Source organism: Streptomyces sp. NPDC006174, assembly GCF_040614075.1.
Classification (GTDB): Bacteria; Actinomycetota; Actinomycetes; order Streptomycetales; family Streptomycetaceae; genus Streptomyces.
In genome coordinates this window covers 117,043-134,536 of record NZ_JBEXTJ010000009.1, presented here as the reverse complement: position 1 = coordinate 134,536, position 17,494 = coordinate 117,043, and the positions used below count along the sequence as shown (strand labels likewise).

The following is a 17,494-nucleotide window of genomic DNA, read 5'->3' as shown; positions in this document are numbered from 1 at the left end:
GAGGGTGTTACGGGGCGACCGGCTCGCGGTCGCCCCGGGCGTCCTCGGCGAGCTGTTCCAGGAACGGCTCCACCGCCGCGCGCCAGCCCTCCGGCTGGTCGTAGTGGACGAGGTGGCCCGCGTCGGCCACCTCCGCGTACTGGCCGCGCGGCAGCACCCGCACCATCTCCTGCGCCTCGGCCCGGCCCAGCTCACCGTCGAGCCCGCGCAGTACCAGCGCCGGGCAGCGCACCTGCGCCAGCTCCTCCCAGTGCGCGTCATGGACCCAGGTGGCACGCGAGCTGAGCATCTGGCTGCGGGAGAAGACCGGGCGCCAGCCGTCCTCCGTCTCCGTCATCACCTCGGCGTAGAACTCACCGCGCGACGGGTTCGGCCGCTCCACCCACGGGTCGTCCTCGCCGAACCATCTCCGTACGTCGGCGAGCGTGGCGAAAGGCAGCGGCCAGGAGGTGAACCAGTCGCTCCACTCGCGCTGCGAGGCCGCACCGAGCGCGGAGGCCCGCATGTCGCAGATGACGACGGCGCGGACCAGGTCGGGACGCTTGGCGGCGAGCTGCCAGCCGGTGAGCGCTCCCATGGCGTGGCCGACGACGGTGACGGGCCCGAGGTCCAGCTGTTCGATCACGGCCTCGGCGTCGGCGACGTACGCGTCGCGCGTGTACGGGCCGTCGGCCGGCTTGTCGCTGCGGCCGTGGCCCCGCTGGTCGAGGCCGACCGCGCGGTACCGCTCGGAGAGCCAGCGGGCGGTCGGGGCCCAGTGCGAGGCCCGGCCCATCAGCCCGTGCAGCAGTAAGACGCCGGACGCGCGGTCCGCTCCCGCGCCGTCCGACTCCGCACGCTCCTTGGGCGGATCCGCGAACTCCCACGCCGCTAGGCGTACGCCGTCGGATCCGGTCACATCGATGCGCCGCACCATGGTCCTGGCACCCCCTTCTGGTCCTCGATCACCGCGTGGTGGCGCTGCCAGACTATCGAACTCTTATTCGAAAACAGGGATCCGCCGCTCAACACCCCACGTTCGAGTGACATGTGGCGAGGATTGCCGTCGGCCGGCCTGGGGAGATCTTCAACGGGAGGCGGACCGCTCGGGGACAGGGGTCCGCAGGGAATGACCTTGAGAGCTCGGGGCTCCAGGTCAGCACAGGGGAGGACCGACCCCGGCGCCTTCGGGCGCCGGGGTCGACCCTTGTTCACGACAACGATGGCAGAGTGCGGCGCGGCCATCGCCGGACCATCCCTGACCAGGGCATCCCGGACCGTGGCAGCCACCGATCGGCGTGCATGCCGGTAAGACGGGCGCATTCCCTGCTCCCTCCCCGACCGTGCCGACCGCATCCGGCCCGGCACCCTCAGGTCATATGCCTGGCCTCAGCCTGGCACGCGATCGCCCGCCCCGCTGAGAGTTCAGCGCTTTCCGGCCGATCCGGCACCGTTACAGCTTGTCCGGACCCACTCCGGCCGATCCGGGCCCACTCCAGCCCGCCCGGGCCCACTCCAGCCCGCCCGGCGTTTGAGGACGGAACCCTGGCCGAGGTGAGCGACACCCCTTACCAAGCCCTCAGCACCACACGGCCCAAGACGCCGGAACCGTCACTTCTTGGCGACGAACACGTGCGAAGCCACCTCCGTGTCCAGCTCCGCCGCCTCCCCGCTGGACCCGACCAGCACACCGCCCGGCGACTCCGTCACGCTGACCACGGAACCGGGCTGAACCCCGGCCCGCCGCAGCGTGTACATCAGCTGGGCGTCCGTCTGGATCGGCTCCCCGATCCGCCGCACGATCACGGTCTTGCCCTCCGCGCCCGGGTCGAGGTCGGCCAGGCTCACCATGGAGTCGTCCAGGAACGGATCGGCCTCCGCCTTCTCGCCCAGCTCCTCCAGGCCCGGGATCGGATTCCCGTACGGAGACTCCGTCGGGTGCCGCAGCAGCTCCAGCACCCGCCGCTCCACGGCCTCGCTCATCACGTGCTCCCAGCGACAGGCCTCGGCGTGGACCTGCTCCCACTCCAGGCCGATCACGTCGACCAGCAGGCACTCGGCGAGCCGGTGCTTGCGCATGACCCGCGTCGCGAGCCGGCGGCCCTCCTCGGTCAGCTCCAGATGGCGGTCCCCCGCGACCTGGACCAGTCCGTCGCGCTCCATGCGGGCCACCGTCTGGCTGACCGTCGGACCGCTCTGGTCCAGCCGTTCGGCGATCCGGGCGCGCATGGGGACCACGCCTTCCTCTTCGAGTTCGAGGATGGTGCGGAGATACATCTCCGTGGTGTCGATCAGTCCGGACATACGTGCCCCTCGATGCTGTGACAGAAAATCGTCGTGCGATGGCCCTGCACCAATTCTGACGCATAGCGCCGACAACCGTGCCGCCTCGGCGGAAGCCGTAGTCCGGAGGCCGCCGGGCGCTATTGACAGGCCACTGGTCCAGACCGCAACGTGATCGGCGGCACAGCCATTCCCCTCCCACGCAAACCCCTCGTAATCGCCTCGCATTCCCGTCGAAAGGGCTCTCCTCGATGAGCGACAGCAAGCTGGCCGGTCAGTTCTTCGATGCGGCGATCGGCCTGCTGCAGCGGGTACGGGACGAGGAGTCGGCGAGCATCGCGGCGGCCGGGAACGCCATCGCCGACACGGTCGAGGCGGGCGGCCGGCTCTTCGCGTACGGCGCGGGCCACTCCTCGCTCGCCGCGCAGGACGTCGTCTACCGGGCGGGCGGGCTGGCCCTGATGAACCTGCTCACCGTGCCCGGCACCACCGGCGTGGACGTCATGCCCGCCACCCTCGGCTCGGCGTTGGAACGGGTCGACGGCCTGGCCTCGGCGGTCCTGGACTCCAGCCCGGCGGCCGCCGGCGACGTGCTCGTCATCATCTCGCTCTCCGGCCGCAACGCGCTCCCGGTCGAGATGGCCCAGAACGCCCGCGCGCTCGGGCTGAAGGTGATCGGTGTGACCTCCGTGGCGTACGCGGAGAACACCCGCTCCCGGCACACCTCGGGCGGATTCCTGCGCGACCACTGCGACATCGTGCTCGACAGCAAGATCGCGATCGGTGACGCCGAGCTGAGCGCACCCGGCATCGAGGCGCCCTTCGCGCCCGCCTCCACCGTCGTCACCAGCGCGATCATGCAGTCGATGATGGCGGCGGCGGCCGAGGCGCTGGTGGCCCGTGGCATCGAGCCGCCGCTCCTGCGCTCGGGGAACGTGGACGGCGGCCACGACTGGAACGGCCGGGTCATGACGGAGTACCGCGAGCGGATCTTCTACCGCCACTGAGTCCCGTACCTACCGCCCTCACGCACAGGTCGGCAGCGTCACCCGGGCCGTCAGTCCGCCGCCCGGGTTCGCCGTGGCGCCGACGTCACCGCCGTGCGCCCGCGCCACCGACGCCACGATGGAGAGCCCGAGCCCCGCGCCCTCGCCCGGTGCGTGGCGGCGGGCCTGCGCGCGGCGGAACGGTTCGAACAGCAGCGGCAGAGCCGCCGGGTCCACCACGGGCCCGGTGTTGGCGACCTCCAGGCCGCCCGGCCCGACCCGGACCCGTACGGTCCCGGGGCTCTCCGGCGGCCAGAAGCAGCGGGTCGCCATCGCGCGTGCGGTGGTCGGCGAGCCGGCGCTGCTGCTGGCCGACGAGCCGACGGGCGCTCTCGACACGGCGTCGGGCGCGGCGGTGATGGAGCTGCTGCGGGACCTGAACCGGGAAGGCGCGACGATCGCGGTGATCACGCATGACACGGAGATCGCGGCGAGCCTGCCGCGCGAGGTGCGGATCAGGGACGGCGAGGTGGTGGCGGACGTACGGAACCCGCCTACCGTCCCGTCCATGGCGGCGGGGGCGGAGCTGTGAGCCGCGCGGGACGGGGCCGCCTCAAAGCGGCCCGGCTGGGACCTCGGGACGTCCTCCACGTCGGCTCGTCGGGCCTCCGCAGCCGCCCGATGCGGGTCGTGCTCTCGGCCCTGGGCATCGCCATCGGCATCGCGACGATGATCTCGGTGGTCGGCATCTCCGCCTCCAGCCAGGCTCAACTCCTGCGTGAACTGGACAAGTTGGGCACCAACCTGCTCGTGGCCTCGCCAGGCGACTCGATGTTCGCCGGAGAGGACGTGACACTGCCCGAGGGCTCGGTCGGGATGGTGGGCCGGATCAAGGGCGTCCAGGAGGTGGGAGCCACCGCCGACCTGGACGCGACCGCACGCCGCACCGAGAAGGTCGACGAAGGCGATACGGGCGGGATCACGGTCAAGGCGACGACGGCCGGCCTCCTCCGCGTGCTGCGCGGCGAGGTCAGCAGCGGCAGCTGGCTCAACGCGGCGACCGGCCGCTACCCGTCGGTCGTCCTCGGCCACGTCTCCGCCGAACGCCTAGGCATCACCAAGCCCGGCCAACAAGTATGGATAGGTGACCGCTACTTCACCGTCACCGGCATCCTGGCCCCGTTCCCGCTGGCGCCCGAGATCGAGCGCTCCGCGCTGGTCGGCTGGGAGGGCGCGAAACGACTGCTGGGCTTCGAGGGCCATCCGACGTCGGTGTACGAGCGGTCGGACGACGCGGCGGTGCAGGACGTACGCAAGGTGATGGCGGCGACGGTCGACCCGCAGAACCCGCAGAACGTGAAGGTCACCGACCCGTCGTCGGCGCTGCGCGCGAAGGCGGCGACGGAGGGCGCGTTCAGCAGCCTGCTGCTGGGTCTGGGCGGCATCGCACTGCTGGTCGGAGGCGTAGGAGTGGCCAACACCATGATCATCTCGGTCCTGGAACGCCGGTACGAGATCGGCCTGCGCCGCTCGCTGGGCGCGACGCGCGGCCAGATCCGGATCCAGTTCGTCACGGAGTCCTTGATGCTGTCGGGCCTCGGCGGCCTGGCCGGAGTGGCGCTGGGCGCGGCGGCGACGGGGGTGTACGCGCACGCGGGCGGCCTGCCGTGGGTGGTCCCGCTGTGGGCGGCCGCCGGAGGTTTCGGCGCGACGCTGGTGATCGGCACGGTGGCGGGCCTCCACCCGGCGGTGCGGGCGTCCCGGCTGTCTCCGACGCTGGCGCTGCAGGCGGGGTGAGGGACCCGGGGGCCCGGGTGCGTGGCCGCGCCCGTGTACAGGACCCCCTACTCCCCCGCCCCCACCACCCGAGCCAGGTCCACCGCCCCCGCCACGCGGGCCGCCACCGTCTCCGCGTACGCCGTGTCCGGGCGTTCGAAGGCGGTGCGGTTCGCCGCGCGGAGGAACGTCAGCACGCCCAGCGTCCGGCCCCGGCTCCGGAGCACCGTGGACAGCGCGTGGGTCGCGTCCTTGGGCCAGCGGCGCTCGGCCGCCCAGGCCGTCGCCGCATCCGCCGTGTCCCCGGCGCCCGCGCTCGTACGGACCGAGCCCGTGCGCTCTACGGCCTGGAGGGCCGGGTGGCCGGGGCCGTACCGGACCGGGATCGAACCGCCCGCGACCAGCAGGCACGGGCCGGGCGCGTCCGTGGGCGTGGCTGCGGTACGGACGAGGCGCTCGCCCTGCGTCACGTCGAGGAGCACGTGGTCGGCGAAGCCGGCCAGCGCGAAGTCGAGCAGCGAGGTCACCGCCTCCATCGGGTCCGCGCACTCGGAGGCCGTACGCGCCGCGCGGTGCAGCTGGCCCGTCCGGAACCGCAGCCGGTCCGCCTCCTGCTGCGCGAGCTTCACGGCCGTCACATCCCGGAAGAGCCACCCGACCCCGAGCGGAACCGGCTCCTCCGCCAGCGGGGAGGCCAGCCGCAGAAACCCGCTGCGCCAGCACCGCCGCCGCTCGCCCTCCGCCGTACGCAACGTCACCCACAGCTCGGCCGGAGCGCCCGGCGCGCCTTCGGCGAGTACGTGCTGGAGGGCCGCCTCCAGCTCCTCCACGCCTTGGACCACCAGCTCACCGAGCGGCCGGCCGAGGAGCGTGGTGCGGCCACCGCCGAGCGCGCGCGAGGCGTACGCGTTGACGACCGTCGGGCGGAGATCCACGTCGACGAGCACCACGCCCCACGACGCGTCCTCCAGCAGCGCCTCGCTCAGCGCGATGGCCCGCTCCAGGTCGATCTGGGCGTGCACCTCGCCGAACGCGCAGTACACGCCGGCCGGCGTGCCGTCGGCGCCGAGCACGCGGGCGGACTGGGTCCGCACGAGCACCCGGCTGCCGTCCTTGCGCAGCAGCGCGAACTCGTGGACCTGGCGTCCGGGCGCGTCCATGGCCGCAATCAGCCGCCCTTGCACCTCATGCGCGTCGGCCCGGCGCACCGCCCACCCGGCGAAGCCCGTACGCCCTACGGCCTCCTGCGCGGACCAGCCGAGGATGCGCTCGGCCTCGCGGTTCCAGTGGGTGACCACGCCGCCGGCGTCGAAGGCGCAGAGGGCCGCGTCCATGCCGTCGAGGAGAGCGGCGAGCAACTCGGCGCCGGAGTCGGGCGCCGGCTCCGGGCACATGGGTTCACCGGCGCTCTCCGGGCTCTCCTCCGGCACGCCCCCGGCACCCTCCCGCGGCGGACCACCCGCACCCTCGTCCCCTCCGAGCGCGTCGGCGAGCCCGCTGCTCCTGGAAGCACCCACTCCGTACCCCCCGCAGAACGTGTCGGCCGTTTCCCCGCGCGTCACCGCGCGTATTGCTGCACGTCAGACCATTCAACTCGAACGTGACCCAGCGCACATCCCCCTTCGCCAAATAAATGGGTTGATCCGGCGACGGGCTCGCTCCTAGGCTTCACAGCACACAGGAAAGGAGGTGTTCCGGAAGTGATTTCTCTTCGGACTCGTGAGGTGGCTGCGGGCTGACGCCCGTTGTCACGCACTTTCGCAGTGCATGGCCGGACGCCGGCCAATACCCAGCAGTCACCGACCCGCAGGCTCGCCGGTAAGTCCGGCCGGCTCCTCTGTGCACGGAGGACCCAGAGCCTGCGGGTTTCTGCTTTTCCAGGACTCCTACGGAACTCCTACGGGACTCCTGTGGCCCTACGGGCAGAGCCGTTCCACCCGCCAGGAACCGTCCTCCCGCACGTACCGCAGCCGGTCGTGCAGCCGGTTCCCGTGGCCCTGCCAGAACTCGATGGTCTCCGGAACCACCCGGAAGCCGCCCCAGTCCGGCGGAGTTGGCACCTTCTCGCCTTCCGGATAGCGCGCGGCCAGCTCCTCGTACCGCTCGATGAGCTCCTCACGCGAGGAGATCACCGTGGACTGGTCGCTGGCCCAGGCGCCGAGCTGGGAGCCGTGCGGCCGGGTACGGAAGTAGCCGACGGTCTCCTCGCGGGAGACCCGGGCGGCGGTGCCGGTGACGATCACCTGGCGGGCCATCGGGTGCCAGGGGAAGAGCAGCGAGACGTGCGGGTTGGCGGCCAGCTCGCGGCCCTTGCGGGAGCCGTAGTTCGTGAAGAAGACGAAGCCCCGGTCGTCGTACTGCTTCAGCAGGACCGTACGCGAGGAAGGACGGCCGTCCGGAGTGGCGGTGGAGACGACCATCGCGTTCGGCTCGTGGAGCACTCCGCCGACGGCGACCTGGCGGAACCAGCGGGCGAACTGGTCCATCGGGTCGGCGCTGAGGTCGGACTCGGTGAAGTCCTCGGAGCGGTAGTGCTCGCGCATGGCCGCGGGATCGGTGGTGAAATCGTCGGTGGAATGGGAGATCGACCCGTCGGGGCGGGGTCCCGAGGAACCTTCTGGTGTGGGCACGGGGCCATCCTGCCGCAGCGGCCGAGTGTGCCCGGCGAGGAGGTCCCGTAACCACGCACCGCCGAAATGGGGTCCTGTGCCGGATGTCACGCTTCCCCGCTCCGTGGGAACCCGCCAATATCTTGGGGCGGGCCTTGTCAGGGGCCTCCGGGGCGCCGACGCACAAAAGGCGCCGGGGCCGCAGGGCCGTCGCCCATCCGCCGCCGAACTGAGGGAGCCGCCTGATGTCCGACTTCGTACCCGGTCTTGAGGGAGTCGTCGCGTTCGAAACGGAGATCGCCGAACCGGACAAGGAAGGTGGTTCGCTCCGCTACCGCGGGGTCGACATCGAGGATCTGGTCGGCCATGTCTCCTTCGGCAACGTCTGGGGCCTGCTGGTGGACGGGGCGTTCAATCCCGGGCTGCCGCCGGCCGAGCCGTTCCCGATCCCGGTGCACTCGGGTGACATCCGGGTCGACGTGCAGTCCGCGCTGGCGATGCTGGCTCCGGTCTGGGGCCTGAAGCCGCTGCTGGACATCGACGAGGCGACGGCCCGGGACGACCTGGCGCGGGCCGCGGTGATGGCGCTGTCGTACGTGGCCCAGTCGGCCCGCGGCCAGGGCCTGCCGATGGTGCCGCAGAGCGAGATCGACAAGGCGCACTCGGTGGTCGAGCGGTTCATGATCCGCTGGCGTGGCGAGCCGGACCCGAAGCACGTCAAGGCGGTGGACGCGTACTGGACGTCGGCGGCCGAGCACGGCATGAACGCCTCCACGTTCACGGCCCGGGTCATCGCCTCGACGGGCGCGGACGTCGCGGCCGCGCTCTCCGGCGCGGTGGGCGCGATGTCGGGCCCGCTGCACGGCGGCGCCCCGTCCCGGGTCCTCGGCATGATCGAGGAGATCGAGCGTACGGGCGACGCCACGGCGTACGTGAAGCAGGCGCTGGACCGCGGCGAGCGGCTGATGGGCTTCGGCCACCGCGTCTACCGCGCCGAGGACCCGCGCGCCCGCGTCCTGCGCCGCACGGCCCGCGAGCTGGCGGCGCCGCGCTTCGAGGTGGCGGAGGCGCTGGAGAAGGCCGCGCTGGAGGAGCTGCACAACCGCCGCCCGGACCGCGTCCTGGCGACGAACGTGGAGTTCTGGGCGGCGATCGTGTTGGACTTCGCGGAGGTCCCGGCCCACATGTTCACGTCGATGTTCACGTGCGCCCGTACGGCGGGCTGGTCGGCGCACATCCTGGAGCAGAAGCGCACGGGCCGCCTGGTCCGGCCGTCGGCGACGTACGTCGGTCCCGGCACGCGGAACCCGCGCGAGATCGAGGGATACGCCGACATCGCCGAGTAGGTCCGGCAGGTCGCGGAGCACGGCGCTCGGGACGCGGGCGAGGCGGGACGCGGGCGTCGCGGCGCGCGGGCGAGGCGGGGTGGCGGCATCGCGACGCGCGGGCGACGCGGGACGCGGGCCGGTGAATGTGCCGGTACGGGGTACTCGTACCGGCACATCTCCGATCCCGAGGAGGCACACGGTGACCACTCCCCGACCGTCCCTGACCCTGTCCAGCACGGTGCTCGAAGCCCCGGACGCGGCGGAGCTGGCGGACTTCTACCGCCGCCTGCTGGGGTGGGAGCCGGTGCAGGAGGAGCCGGACTGGGTGAAGCTGCTGCCACCGGGCGGCGGTTCCGGCCTGAGCTTCCAGACGTCGAAGCCGTACGTGCCTCCGGTCTGGCCCGCCTCCCTCACCTCGGAGGGCGACCAGCTGATGATGCTGCACCTGGACTTCGAGGTGACGGACCTGGAGGCGGGCGTGGCCCACGCGGTGGCGGAGGGCGCGACACCGGCGGAGTTCCAGCCGCAGCACGACGTACGGGTCCTGTTCGACCCGGCGGGCCACCCGTTCTGCCTGTTCGTCCGCGACCAGGTCCTCGGCGAGACGCCGGCGATCAGCCCCGAGTGGGTCGCGGAACAGGCCCGGGACATCAGGACGCAGAACCCGGTGGCGTCGGACGCGGTGACACCGGACCGCCGCGAGGCGGCAGGCACGCCGGAGCCGGACGTGGCGTCGTAGCGCGTACGTACGCCTCGGGTCAGCCGGCCCGCCGGTTCAAGGCGGGGCCGGCTCCGGGGCCCGCTGCCGGAACCTCGGCACAGCCGCCGCCTACCGACCACCGCCTCCGGACGACCGCTCCCGAAGTGTTCATCGAGACCTGCACACGCAGCGACGACCACCGCTGGCGGCTTGCCGAGACCATTGCCGTGGAAGGCGACCGCACGGACGCCGCGGCTCAGGCATGGAACTTGGCACTGACGTACCTTCCAGATGAGATCCGCGGGATCAGAGGCGAAGCGAGCGCCGGCCGGAAGGTGTTCCGCGTCTCTGACGGGTCGTTGCTGGTTGATGTGTGGTCGGCGCTCAGGCGGGTGATGGTCAGGATCAACACAGCCGAGCAGGTTCACGATGAGAAGTACACGCGCTGACCATGCCGTCGGCCCCGGGAGCCGTACGCGAGCTGTCTCCTGACGCGCCGGAAGCCGTAGGCCGAGCAGCGGTGAGCGGAGTGCTGGGCTCCGGGGCTGCCCGCGCAAGGCCGGGGTAAGCGGTGCGGCATGAGCCGAAACCTGTTCGACCCCGAGAACTTCATCCGGCCTGCACAGGCCCCCGGGCTGACGCAGGAGAACCCCATGGCGGTGCGTTACGCCGTCAAAGGCGAGGCGTACGCCCGCCAGGGCACGATGGTGGCCTGGCGCGGAGCGCTGTCGTTCGAGCGGCAGGGCCAGGGCGTGGGCAACTTCCTCAAGCGCGCGGTCACCGGCGAGGGGCTGTCCCTGATGACCGTGACCGGCGAGGGCGAGGCGTGGTTCGCCTCCGACGCGGCGCACTGTTTCCTCGTGGACGTGGACGAGAGCCACGGTCTCACCGTCAACGGCAAGAACGTCCTGTGCTTCGACGCCTCGCTCAGCTACGAGATCACCACCGTGGAGGGTGCGGGGATGGCCGGTGGCGGCCTGTTCAACTGCACCTTCGGCGGGACCGGCCGCCTTGCGCTGACCAGCGCCGGTGTCCCGCTCGTGCTGCCGGTCACGCCCGAATCACCAGTGTACGTCGACACGGACGCGGCTGTCGCGTGGAGCCCGCAGTTGCGGCCGTCACTGCACCGGTCGCAGAGCATCGGCTCGATGTTCAAGGGCGGCAGTGGTGAGGCGGTTCAGCTGAAGCTTGAGGGAGAAGGGGTCGCGGTGGTCAATCCGGGAGAGCCGAAGCCCGCGCAGGCGTCCGCCTGAATCCTCCTGTCCTCTGGAGGTGCGGGTCGGCGGAAGGGCCCACACCTCCAGCGCGGTTCACGCCCTGGCGGGCCGGATGACGTCGTGCGGATCTCGTAGCCACACCTGCTGCGCCCGGTCGGTCACGGTCAGCCCGAACTGTTCGGGACCGGGTCGCCCCACCGACTCGTACTCCCACCAGGCCTGTTCGATCTCCTCCCAGAGCAGCCCGGGCCCGTACTGCCACACATCCTGCCCGGTGGCGGCCGTCGCGGCGGCTCCGTTCTCGCGGGTGGCCCAGACCTGGGCGCCTTGAGTGGTGGTCTGGTGGATGAGGCGTACGCCGGGCAGCCGGGCCCCGGCGTACAGGGCGAACCCGAGGTCGAGGATGCGGGCGGGGTCCAGACCTGCGGCGCGGGCGCGTCCGTTGCCGTGGACCTGGTGGAGGTCGGGGGTGCGGTGGGAGCGCATGGGCATGTACGTGGCCCCGCCACGGAACGGACCCGTCGCGGTGCCGTCGTCCTGGACGCGGAGCCGGACCAGCGCTCCGGACCAGAACTCCCGGGCCAGCGGTGCGACGAGGATCCCGCCGGGCCGGATCTGGCGGAGCAGCGCGTACGGGATGTGCCGCAGGGCGCAGGTGGCGACCAGCCGGTCGACCGGACCCAAGCCGGGCCAGGGCTGCTCACCGTCGCCGACGCGCAGGTGCGGCCGGTACCCGGCCTGCGCCAGCGCCTCGGCCGCCTGCCGGGCTACGGCCGGGTCCAGCTCGACGCTGTGGACCACATCGTCGCCGAGCCGCTCACAGAGCAACGCGGCGACGTACCCGGTGCCGGTCCCGATCTCCAGCACCCGCTGCCCGTCCCGGATATCGAGGAGCGTGAGCATGCGGGCCACCATGGACGGCATGGAGTTGGAGGACGTGGCGATGCCGGGCCCACCGACGGCCCCGTCGTCGACCTGCGTGACAACAGGCTCGTCACTGTTCACCAGCGCCAGCCACTGCTCCGTACCGACGACCGGCTCACACCGGTCGGGCAACTGCCGCCACACATCAACCGGCACGAAGCGGCTACGCGGCACGGCCTCGAACACCTGCCGCCACCGGGCATCCAGCAACCCCTGGTCGGCGAGCGCCTGCACCAGGTCCGGGTAGGTGGGGGTGGGCGGTGAGGTGCTCACGGCTGCGGAATGCACTTGGGACGGCTGCCGTCCGGAGACGGTTTCGGCTCCTCGGGCGGCGTCCACGGCTTGTCCGACGGCGGCCCGCCGTGCTTGCCCTCATCCATCGGTGTCACGTCGCTCATCACGCATCTCCCTTTTCCTGTTGGGTTGTTGTTCAGTCACTGGGGTGGTGGAGCCGGTAGATCCCGTACGCCGGGAAGAGATCGACGCGCCGCGGACAGCCGCCCAAGGCGCACGCCCGGCACAAGAGATCCCGGCCGTTCGTCGTGTGCCGTACGGCGGTGACGGGTGCGCGCCAACAGGGCTCGCACGTACGGACGTCGGTGGCCGACAGGCTGATGTTCATCCGCCGTCCCGGAGGACGGTGGCGGTCACGTGACACGGGCAGACACAGTCCGCCTGCCGGCAGAGCATGTGCGCGGCGCCCAGGTCCGACACCGAGGCACCACGGCAGACCACGCTGTACGGACCGCCCGCCCCACCCGCCGGCTCATCCAGGTGAGCGTCCGCCTCCACGGCCAGACCGACCGCGGCGATCGGCTCACCACGCCACAACAGCGTCACGCCGTGCTCGGGACAGTAGGCACCGGTGTCGTCCTCTACCGGAAACTCATGCGCGCCGCCCTCCGCGTAACACCTCACCCGCGAACCTCCCGCCAGGCCCGGCCGAGCTTGGCGGCCGTCGGGCAGGAGAGCACGGTGCGGCAGGTGGCACAGTGCTGGGTGTGCCCGAGCCAGGTCCGGTACGCCTTCTCGCCGCTCCGCTCTCGCGGCCTCTCCCTCAATCCGGTCACGACGCTCCCGCCGTGATGGGCCCCGGAGCCGCGAGCAGGTGCGCGATACGGTCGGCGCACTCCTTCTCTCGACCCCGCCGGCCGATCTGGCAGAGAAAGCTTGTGACGTAGCGATCGCCCTCGGCGACAATCTCCTCGGTGAGGAGACCGTGCAGCGGGCTTGTGACATGCAGTCGCAGTTCGGGTTCGAGGGCGACCACCTGCAATCCGTGATTGCGCAGGTGCCCCGCCAGTCTTCGCAGGTCGGTGGCGTTCATGCCCTGACGGTCTCAACTACGAGAAGCGCAAGGTATATGACAACCTATGACACGGAGTGGATCATGAGGATGGTGACGATCACCGGCACGCGCAGGACGGACCACAAGGCCCTCACCGAGTACGACGACCTGTTCGCGCGGTACCTCGGCCCCTTCGCTCCGGCGGCACACTTCTATATCGGCGGCGCGTCGGGCGTCGATTCGCTCGCCCTGCTCTGGCTCGCCGGTAGAACAACGGCGGCCATCACAATCGTCGCGCCGGGCACCATGAGCCGGCAGCCGGCCGAGGCGCGGGAGGCCGTCACTCGTGCGAGAGGTCGCATCACCGAGATCGTGGAACTCGCCGCGGCCGAACTTCAGGCCCCGGCCTACCACGCACGGAACCGGTGGATGGTCGATCGCACGTCGATGACCATCGGGTTCCCTCACGCCACGGAGCCATCCACCGGCACATGGCAGACGATCAACTACACAGCCAAGCAGGGAAAGCCGCGACTGGTCGTGCCGGTTTAGCCACGCACGGTTGCGAAGTGGGTCACTATGGCGGCATGGGTAACCGTGCCGCGGGGGCAGCGACGCTGAAGCGCCTGCGGCACAGTCGCGGCCTCTCCCTGGCCGGCGCCGCACGGGCGCTCTCCCAGATCGCCGTGGCTCTGCATCACCCGCGTCTGCCCGCCGTGGCGAGCGTCCAACGATCCATAGCTCGCTGGGAGTCGCCAGCGCCAACACTGCCCGATGAGCGGTATCAGCTTCTCCTTGCTCACCTCTACGCCCGGACTCCAGCCGGGCAGATGTCCGTAGGAACCGGGTCCGACCTGACCGAGCTGCTCGGCGCACTGGTCGACCTCGGCGAGAGCGAGGCTCGCGTCGCCCTTCTGCGCACCACGCTTATCCGTACAGCGACGGAGACCGGCGGCATGCTGGCCCTGCTCTCCACGCCCGTACAGGCCGACCTGTCCGCTGCTCTGATCGACCCGAGCCAGATGACCGAGGAAGCCGTGGCCGGGCTCGCTGCGGTCGTGGCCGACGTCAACGCACAAGTGAGTGCGGTGCCGATGGTCCGTCTGCAACTCCTGCTCGCACCGGTGATCGACGTGTGCAGCCGTCTCCAGACAGGAGCGCTTCCCGGCTCGCTGGTCGATCACGTCCGTACGGTCGCCGTCGCCGCCTGCTCCCTGGGCGGTCGTCTGGCGTTCGAGACCCGGGACGACGAGGCATCGCGGGCTCAGTACGCTGCGGCAACCGCGCAGGCTGAGCTGCTCGGAGATACGTGGCGGCGAGCATCCGTGCACATGAGTCACGCACTCGTGACTCTCTACTCGTCGCCCGTCCTTGCCGACACTCAGCTCCTCGTCGACCAAGCGGTGCGCGCGGCGCGTACAGGGGACAGCGTCCGGGTGCGGGCGCGAGCGCACGCGCTGCAGGCCGAGGTCTCCGCGCGGGCGGGACAAGAGCGACAGGCGCAGGCGGCGCTCGGATTGGCGTGGTACGACATCGAGGGCCGGACTGGTGGCGACCCGTCGGGCAGCAGCTTCTCGGCCGGGCACCTTCGTGGATTCGAGGGGGTGTGTGAGCTGTACGTCGGTGATCCTTCAGTCGCGCATGATCGGTTCGCTGTCTCGGCGACCGCGCTGGTCGCTCCTCGGGAACAGGTGCAGCGCGCGATCGTGAGAACCGATCAGGCTCTCGCGCGTATCCGCATGGGCGATCCCCGGTCGGCTGCTGAACTGCTGCACGAGTGTGTGGTCGCGACGGCGAGAACCGGCGGCCGGGTTCCGGCGATTCGGCTGCGTCGGGCCAGGGCTGAACTGCGTCCGTGGCGACGGGAAAACTTCGTCGCCGACCTGGACGATCACCTCATGGACGTATTGGGGACGTAGCGATGACTACGCACGAACGCCCTTACGCGACGAGACCAGGTGCTCTTGCGTTGAACTGCGCGACCCAGTAGAAACGAGCTTCTGGCCACCTAATCTCGCAGGTCACAAACTGTGGTCCCCGCGTGTGCGGGGGTGGTCCGCCGCCGAGGTTGCCGGTGTGCGTGGCCTCGGAGTGGTCCCCGCGCGTGCGGGGATGGTCCCCCCGAGCACGAGCGGCCCGACCCGGACCCGGAGCGGTCCCCGCGTGTGCGCGAGCAGCGAAGAACGTCTCGGCGCGAACGTACGAAGCGGTGGCCTGAAGGAGAGGGTCGGCAGCCGTGGCACGATGCCCCGGTCGGCCGGGACCTTACGGAGATCCTGGCGCCGGTGACCGAAGGGAGCTGACGATGGGTAAGGATCCACTGTCGGACGAGAAGATCGCCGAGCAACTGGCCGAGCTGACGGGCTGGGCGTGGGAGAGAACGCGATCACCCGAGTGTTTGGGTCCCGGTACCACGGTGGCGTTGCGATGATCGTGCACGTCGCCGACGTCGAGCAGCTCATCGGGCACCACGCGGACATCGACCTGCGATGGGAGCACATGCGGTTCCGGATCACGACGCACGACGCCGGACACCGCCTCACGGCTGCCGACTTCGACCCGGCTGCGCGAATCGACCGGATCGCGGCGGCGCACGAAGCGCAGCCTCATGTCTGAGGCCCGAGAGGAGAAGGCCGTGGCTGACGACCTGTCCGCGGTGGGCCGCTTCCTGTACGAGGCGGGCACGCTTAAGCAGACGCGGCGCACCGGTTGGTGGATGGCCGGAGTCCGTGACCCGGAGAGCGTCGCCGAGCACTCCTGGCGTACGGCGCTGATCGCCACGATCATCGCGAAGCTGGAGGGCGCCGACCCCGCTCGGGCCGCCTACCTGGCCGTCTGGCACGACACGCAGGAGAGCCGGACCGGGGACGTGAACCACCTCGGCAAGAAGTACGCGCCCGCCGGCGACCCGCAGGAAGTCACCGCCGACCAGACGGCAGGCATGCCCGAGGTACTGGCCTCGGCCGTCCGGGAGCTGGTGGCGGAGTACGAGGCGAAGGAGTCACCGGAAGCGGTCTGCGCCCGCGACGCCGACAAGCTGGAGTGCCTGCTCCAGGGCATCGAGTACAAGGCGCAGGGCTACGAGAACGCCCAGCGCTGGATCGACAACAGCCGCAACCGTCTCGTCACCGGCACGGCGAACCGGCTGGCTGATGAACTCCTGGCCCAAGGAACCATCGACTGGCTCCGGACCGCCCTGGGCGAGGACGAGAAGTAGATCGAAGCCCGGGTCCCGGGACGCGAGCCTCGGGATGCGAGCTTCGAGGTGCGGTCGTCTTCTCTAACCGTCAGGCAATGAAGGGGGGTTGGGCGCGGGGACCACAGTTCGTGACCTGCGGTTTTAGGTAGCCCGAGGCTCGTTTTTACTTACTTCTTGAGAAACGGACATATCTCCCTCGCGTTGCAAACAGTGCGGGGGTGTTCCTGCTACGGCGGGAGTTTCCGCAGGGCCGGGCTGGTGGTGCCCGCGCGTGCGGGGGTGGCCCACGCGGTGGCAGAGTTCCAGCCCCAGCACGACGTGCGGATCCTCTTCGACCCGGCGGGCCACCCGTTCTGCCTGTTCGTCCGCGCCCCGGTCCTCCGCGCGACCTCGGCGATCAGACCCGAGTAGGTCGCGAAGCAGGCCCGGAACATCAGTAGGCAGGACCCTCTGGCGCCGGAAGCGGTAACAGCGGATCGGCGCGAGGCGGCGGGCACGCCGGAGCCGGACGTGGCGTCACAGTGATCCGGTCATCGATCGGCGGTGCCTGGCGGGACGACCCATTCGGTGGGCTGACTGGTAAGGGAAGCAATCATGTCGAAGTCGCCGTCGTAGTGGAGGACGGTCAGCCGGTTCAGCTCCGCGGTAGCGGCGATCAGAAGATCAGGGAGTGACAGTGCGCGGTGGAAGCCGGCGTTGAGCGCGTGGCGCTGGACTTCTAGAGCACGGGCGAAGGTGTTGTCGTCCGTGCGCACATAGTCGAAGGCACGCAGCCAGGTGCTGATGCGCATGGCCTCCGCGCTGTCCCGCGCGGAGTGAACCATCTCGTACTCGGTCGGCTGGCAAACGGCGAGCAGGTAGCGTTCATGGAGGGGCTTGAGGACCTCCTTCACACCTGGCTTCGTCCAGCGGGCGAGGGCGGATTTGTCCGTCAGATAGCGGTCCTGCATCAGGCGGCGCGGCCTCCATCGTGACCGTCGCGTTTCTTGAGAGAGCCGTCGGCGTGGCGCGGACCGGTGGTCTCGACGATCTCACTGAAGTCCAGCTCACCGGCGTCCATCGCGTCGAAGAACTCCTGCCGCAGGTGACGCTTGACGGCATCCTCCATGGCGAGGCGTACAGCCTTCGCCTTCGTCTTCGTGCCGAAGATACGCATAGCTTCGGCGACCATGTCTTCGTCCAGATCGATGACGGTTCTCGCCATG

At 70.7% G+C, this 17,494-nt stretch carries 18 protein-coding genes and 4 pseudogenes; 12 read left to right on the top strand and 10 right to left on the bottom strand.

Annotated elements, in window-relative coordinates; translation table 11 throughout:
• Positions 1 to 7: 7 nt before the first annotated feature.
• Positions 8 to 916 (bottom strand): alpha/beta hydrolase, encoded by a 909-nt coding sequence (locus ABZ267_RS21610; RefSeq protein ID WP_356747489.1) that lies wholly within the window; start codon positions 914 to 916, stop codon positions 8 to 10.
• A gap of 674 nt (positions 917 to 1,590) precedes the next feature.
• Entirely contained in the window at positions 1,591 to 2,283 is a 693-nt protein-coding gene (locus tag ABZ267_RS21605) for a metal-dependent transcriptional regulator (protein WP_356747487.1), read from the bottom strand.
• 230 nt (positions 2,284 to 2,513) lie between these two features.
• Between ABZ267_RS21605 and ABZ267_RS21600 the strand changes: the two genes are divergently transcribed.
• Positions 2,514 to 3,269 (top strand): SIS domain-containing protein, encoded by a 756-nt coding sequence (locus tag ABZ267_RS21600; RefSeq protein WP_356747485.1) that lies wholly within the window; start codon positions 2,514 to 2,516, stop codon positions 3,267 to 3,269.
• Positions 3,270 to 3,287: 18 nt separating this feature from the next.
• Here the strand turns inward: ABZ267_RS21600 and ABZ267_RS21595 are convergent.
• Positions 3,288 to 3,545 (bottom strand): annotated as a pseudogene (locus ABZ267_RS21595) (sensor histidine kinase); the annotation flags it as partial.
• Positions 3,546 to 3,549: 4 nt separating this feature from the next.
• Here ABZ267_RS21595 and ABZ267_RS21590 point away from each other — a divergent pair.
• A pseudogene (locus ABZ267_RS21590) lies at positions 3,550 to 3,840 on the top strand (ATP-binding cassette domain-containing protein); the annotation flags it as partial.
• Positions 3,837 to 5,045, top strand: a complete 1,209-nt coding sequence (locus tag ABZ267_RS21585) for an ABC transporter permease (protein WP_356747483.1) — start codon at positions 3,837 to 3,839, stop codon at positions 5,043 to 5,045. The pseudogene ABZ267_RS21590 and the gene ABZ267_RS21585, both read left to right, overlap by 4 nt.
• 47 nt (positions 5,046 to 5,092) lie before the next feature.
• Here the strand turns inward: ABZ267_RS21585 and ABZ267_RS21580 are convergent, their stop codons facing one another.
• Together ABZ267_RS21580 and pdxH are read right to left on the bottom strand one after the other, a co-directional pair.
• Positions 5,093 to 6,541, bottom strand: a complete 1,449-nt coding sequence (locus tag ABZ267_RS21580) for a PAS domain-containing protein (RefSeq protein WP_356747481.1) — start codon at positions 6,539 to 6,541, stop codon at positions 5,093 to 5,095.
• A 399-nt stretch (positions 6,542 to 6,940) separates the two neighbouring features.
• The gene (gene pdxH / locus ABZ267_RS21575; protein ID WP_356747865.1) at positions 6,941 to 7,567 is read right to left on the bottom strand and encodes a pyridoxamine 5'-phosphate oxidase; all 627 of its coding nucleotides are present in this window, start codon (positions 7,565 to 7,567) and stop codon (positions 6,941 to 6,943) included.
• A 311-nt stretch (positions 7,568 to 7,878) separates the two neighbouring features.
• Between pdxH and ABZ267_RS21570 the strand changes: the two genes are divergently transcribed.
• The 4 genes from ABZ267_RS21570 (at position 7,879) to ABZ267_RS21555 (ending at position 10,914) form a co-directional block, all read left to right on the top strand.
• On the top strand, positions 7,879 to 8,979 hold the full coding sequence (locus ABZ267_RS21570) for a citrate synthase 2 (RefSeq protein ID WP_356747479.1): 1,101 nt from the start codon (positions 7,879 to 7,881) through the stop codon (positions 8,977 to 8,979).
• Between the two features lie 181 nt (positions 8,980 to 9,160).
• The gene (locus tag ABZ267_RS21565; protein ID WP_356747477.1) at positions 9,161 to 9,700 is read left to right on the top strand and encodes a VOC family protein; all 540 of its coding nucleotides are present in this window, start codon (positions 9,161 to 9,163) and stop codon (positions 9,698 to 9,700) included.
• Positions 9,701 to 9,825: 125 nt separating this feature from the next.
• Positions 9,826 to 10,110, top strand: coding sequence for a hypothetical protein (locus tag ABZ267_RS21560; RefSeq protein WP_356747475.1), 285 nt, complete (start codon positions 9,826 to 9,828; stop codon positions 10,108 to 10,110).
• 129 nt (positions 10,111 to 10,239) lie between these two features.
• Positions 10,240 to 10,914: an AIM24 family protein gene (locus ABZ267_RS21555; protein ID WP_356747473.1), complete on the top strand. Its 675-nt coding sequence runs from the start codon at positions 10,240 to 10,242 to the stop codon at positions 10,912 to 10,914.
• A 57-nt stretch (positions 10,915 to 10,971) separates the two neighbouring features.
• On the opposite strand, the gene ABZ267_RS21550 is transcribed toward ABZ267_RS21555, so the two are convergent.
• The 3 genes from ABZ267_RS21550 to ABZ267_RS21540 all read right to left on the bottom strand — a co-directional run bounded on the left by ABZ267_RS21550 (position 10,972) and on the right by ABZ267_RS21540 (position 13,129).
• Positions 10,972 to 12,075, bottom strand: coding sequence for a methyltransferase domain-containing protein (locus ABZ267_RS21550; RefSeq protein WP_356747471.1), 1,104 nt, complete (start codon positions 12,073 to 12,075; stop codon positions 10,972 to 10,974).
• The gene (locus tag ABZ267_RS21545) at positions 12,072 to 12,200 is read right to left on the bottom strand and encodes a hypothetical protein (RefSeq protein WP_356747469.1); all 129 of its coding nucleotides are present in this window, start codon (positions 12,198 to 12,200) and stop codon (positions 12,072 to 12,074) included. The genes ABZ267_RS21550 and ABZ267_RS21545 overlap by 4 nt, the downstream gene beginning before the upstream one ends.
• 668 nt (positions 12,201 to 12,868) lie before the next feature.
• On the bottom strand, positions 12,869 to 13,129 hold the full coding sequence (locus tag ABZ267_RS21540) for a hypothetical protein (RefSeq protein WP_356747468.1): 261 nt from the start codon (positions 13,127 to 13,129) through the stop codon (positions 12,869 to 12,871).
• A 63-nt stretch (positions 13,130 to 13,192) separates the two neighbouring features.
• Between ABZ267_RS21540 and ABZ267_RS21535 the strand changes: the two genes are divergently transcribed.
• The 5 genes and pseudogenes from ABZ267_RS21535 to ABZ267_RS21515 all read left to right on the top strand — a co-directional run.
• The gene (locus ABZ267_RS21535; RefSeq protein ID WP_356747863.1) at positions 13,193 to 13,642 is read left to right on the top strand and encodes a hypothetical protein; all 450 of its coding nucleotides are present in this window, start codon (positions 13,193 to 13,195) and stop codon (positions 13,640 to 13,642) included.
• Positions 13,643 to 13,677: 35 nt separating this feature from the next.
• Positions 13,678 to 15,009 (top strand): hypothetical protein, encoded by a 1,332-nt coding sequence (locus tag ABZ267_RS21530; RefSeq protein ID WP_356747467.1) that lies wholly within the window; start codon positions 13,678 to 13,680, stop codon positions 15,007 to 15,009.
• Positions 15,010 to 15,395: 386 nt separating this feature from the next.
• Positions 15,396 to 15,706, top strand: a pseudogene (locus tag ABZ267_RS21525) (4a-hydroxytetrahydrobiopterin dehydratase).
• Between the two features lie 19 nt (positions 15,707 to 15,725).
• Positions 15,726 to 16,307, top strand: a complete 582-nt coding sequence (locus ABZ267_RS21520; protein WP_356747466.1) for an HD domain-containing protein — start codon at positions 15,726 to 15,728, stop codon at positions 16,305 to 16,307.
• A gap of 255 nt (positions 16,308 to 16,562) precedes the next feature.
• Positions 16,563 to 16,814: pseudogene (locus ABZ267_RS21515) on the top strand (VOC family protein); the annotation flags it as partial.
• A 5-nt stretch (positions 16,815 to 16,819) separates the two neighbouring features.
• Here the strand turns inward: ABZ267_RS21515 and ABZ267_RS21510 are convergent.
• Positions 16,820 to 17,239 (bottom strand): PIN domain nuclease, encoded by a 420-nt coding sequence (locus tag ABZ267_RS21510; RefSeq protein WP_356747464.1) that lies wholly within the window; start codon positions 17,237 to 17,239, stop codon positions 16,820 to 16,822.
• On the bottom strand, positions 17,239 to 17,493 hold the full coding sequence (locus tag ABZ267_RS21505) for a type II toxin-antitoxin system VapB family antitoxin (protein WP_356747462.1): 255 nt from the start codon (positions 17,491 to 17,493) through the stop codon (positions 17,239 to 17,241). The genes ABZ267_RS21510 and ABZ267_RS21505 overlap by 1 nt, the downstream gene beginning before the upstream one ends.
• Position 17,494 lies beyond the last annotated feature (1 nt).

Coding starts and splice junctions, on each gene's coding strand:
- ABZ267_RS21610 (WP_356747489.1), bottom strand. CDS start 916: ATGGTGCGGCGCATCGATGTGACCGGATCCGACGGCGTACGCCTAGCG.
- ABZ267_RS21605 (WP_356747487.1), bottom strand. CDS start 2,283: ATGTCCGGACTGATCGACACCACGGAGATGTATCTCCGCACCATCCTC.
- ABZ267_RS21600 (WP_356747485.1), top strand. CDS start 2,514: ATGAGCGACAGCAAGCTGGCCGGTCAGTTCTTCGATGCGGCGATCGGC.
- pdxH (WP_356747865.1), bottom strand. CDS start 7,567: ATGCGCGAGCACTACCGCTCCGAGGACTTCACCGAGTCCGACCTCAGC.
- ABZ267_RS21570 (WP_356747479.1), top strand. CDS start 7,879: ATGTCCGACTTCGTACCCGGTCTTGAGGGAGTCGTCGCGTTCGAAACG.
- ABZ267_RS21555 (WP_356747473.1), top strand. CDS start 10,240: ATGAGCCGAAACCTGTTCGACCCCGAGAACTTCATCCGGCCTGCACAG.
- ABZ267_RS21545 (WP_356747469.1), bottom strand. CDS start 12,200: ATGAGCGACGTGACACCGATGGATGAGGGCAAGCACGGCGGGCCGCCG.
- ABZ267_RS21540 (WP_356747468.1), bottom strand. CDS start 13,129: ATGAACGCCACCGACCTGCGAAGACTGGCGGGGCACCTGCGCAATCAC.
- ABZ267_RS21535 (WP_356747863.1), top strand. CDS start 13,193: ATGAGGATGGTGACGATCACCGGCACGCGCAGGACGGACCACAAGGCC.
- ABZ267_RS21530 (WP_356747467.1), top strand. CDS start 13,678: ATGGGTAACCGTGCCGCGGGGGCAGCGACGCTGAAGCGCCTGCGGCAC.
- ABZ267_RS21510 (WP_356747464.1), bottom strand. CDS start 17,239: ATGCAGGACCGCTATCTGACGGACAAATCCGCCCTCGCCCGCTGGACG.
- ABZ267_RS21505 (WP_356747462.1), bottom strand. CDS start 17,493: ATGGCGAGAACCGTCATCGATCTGGACGAAGACATGGTCGCCGAAGCT.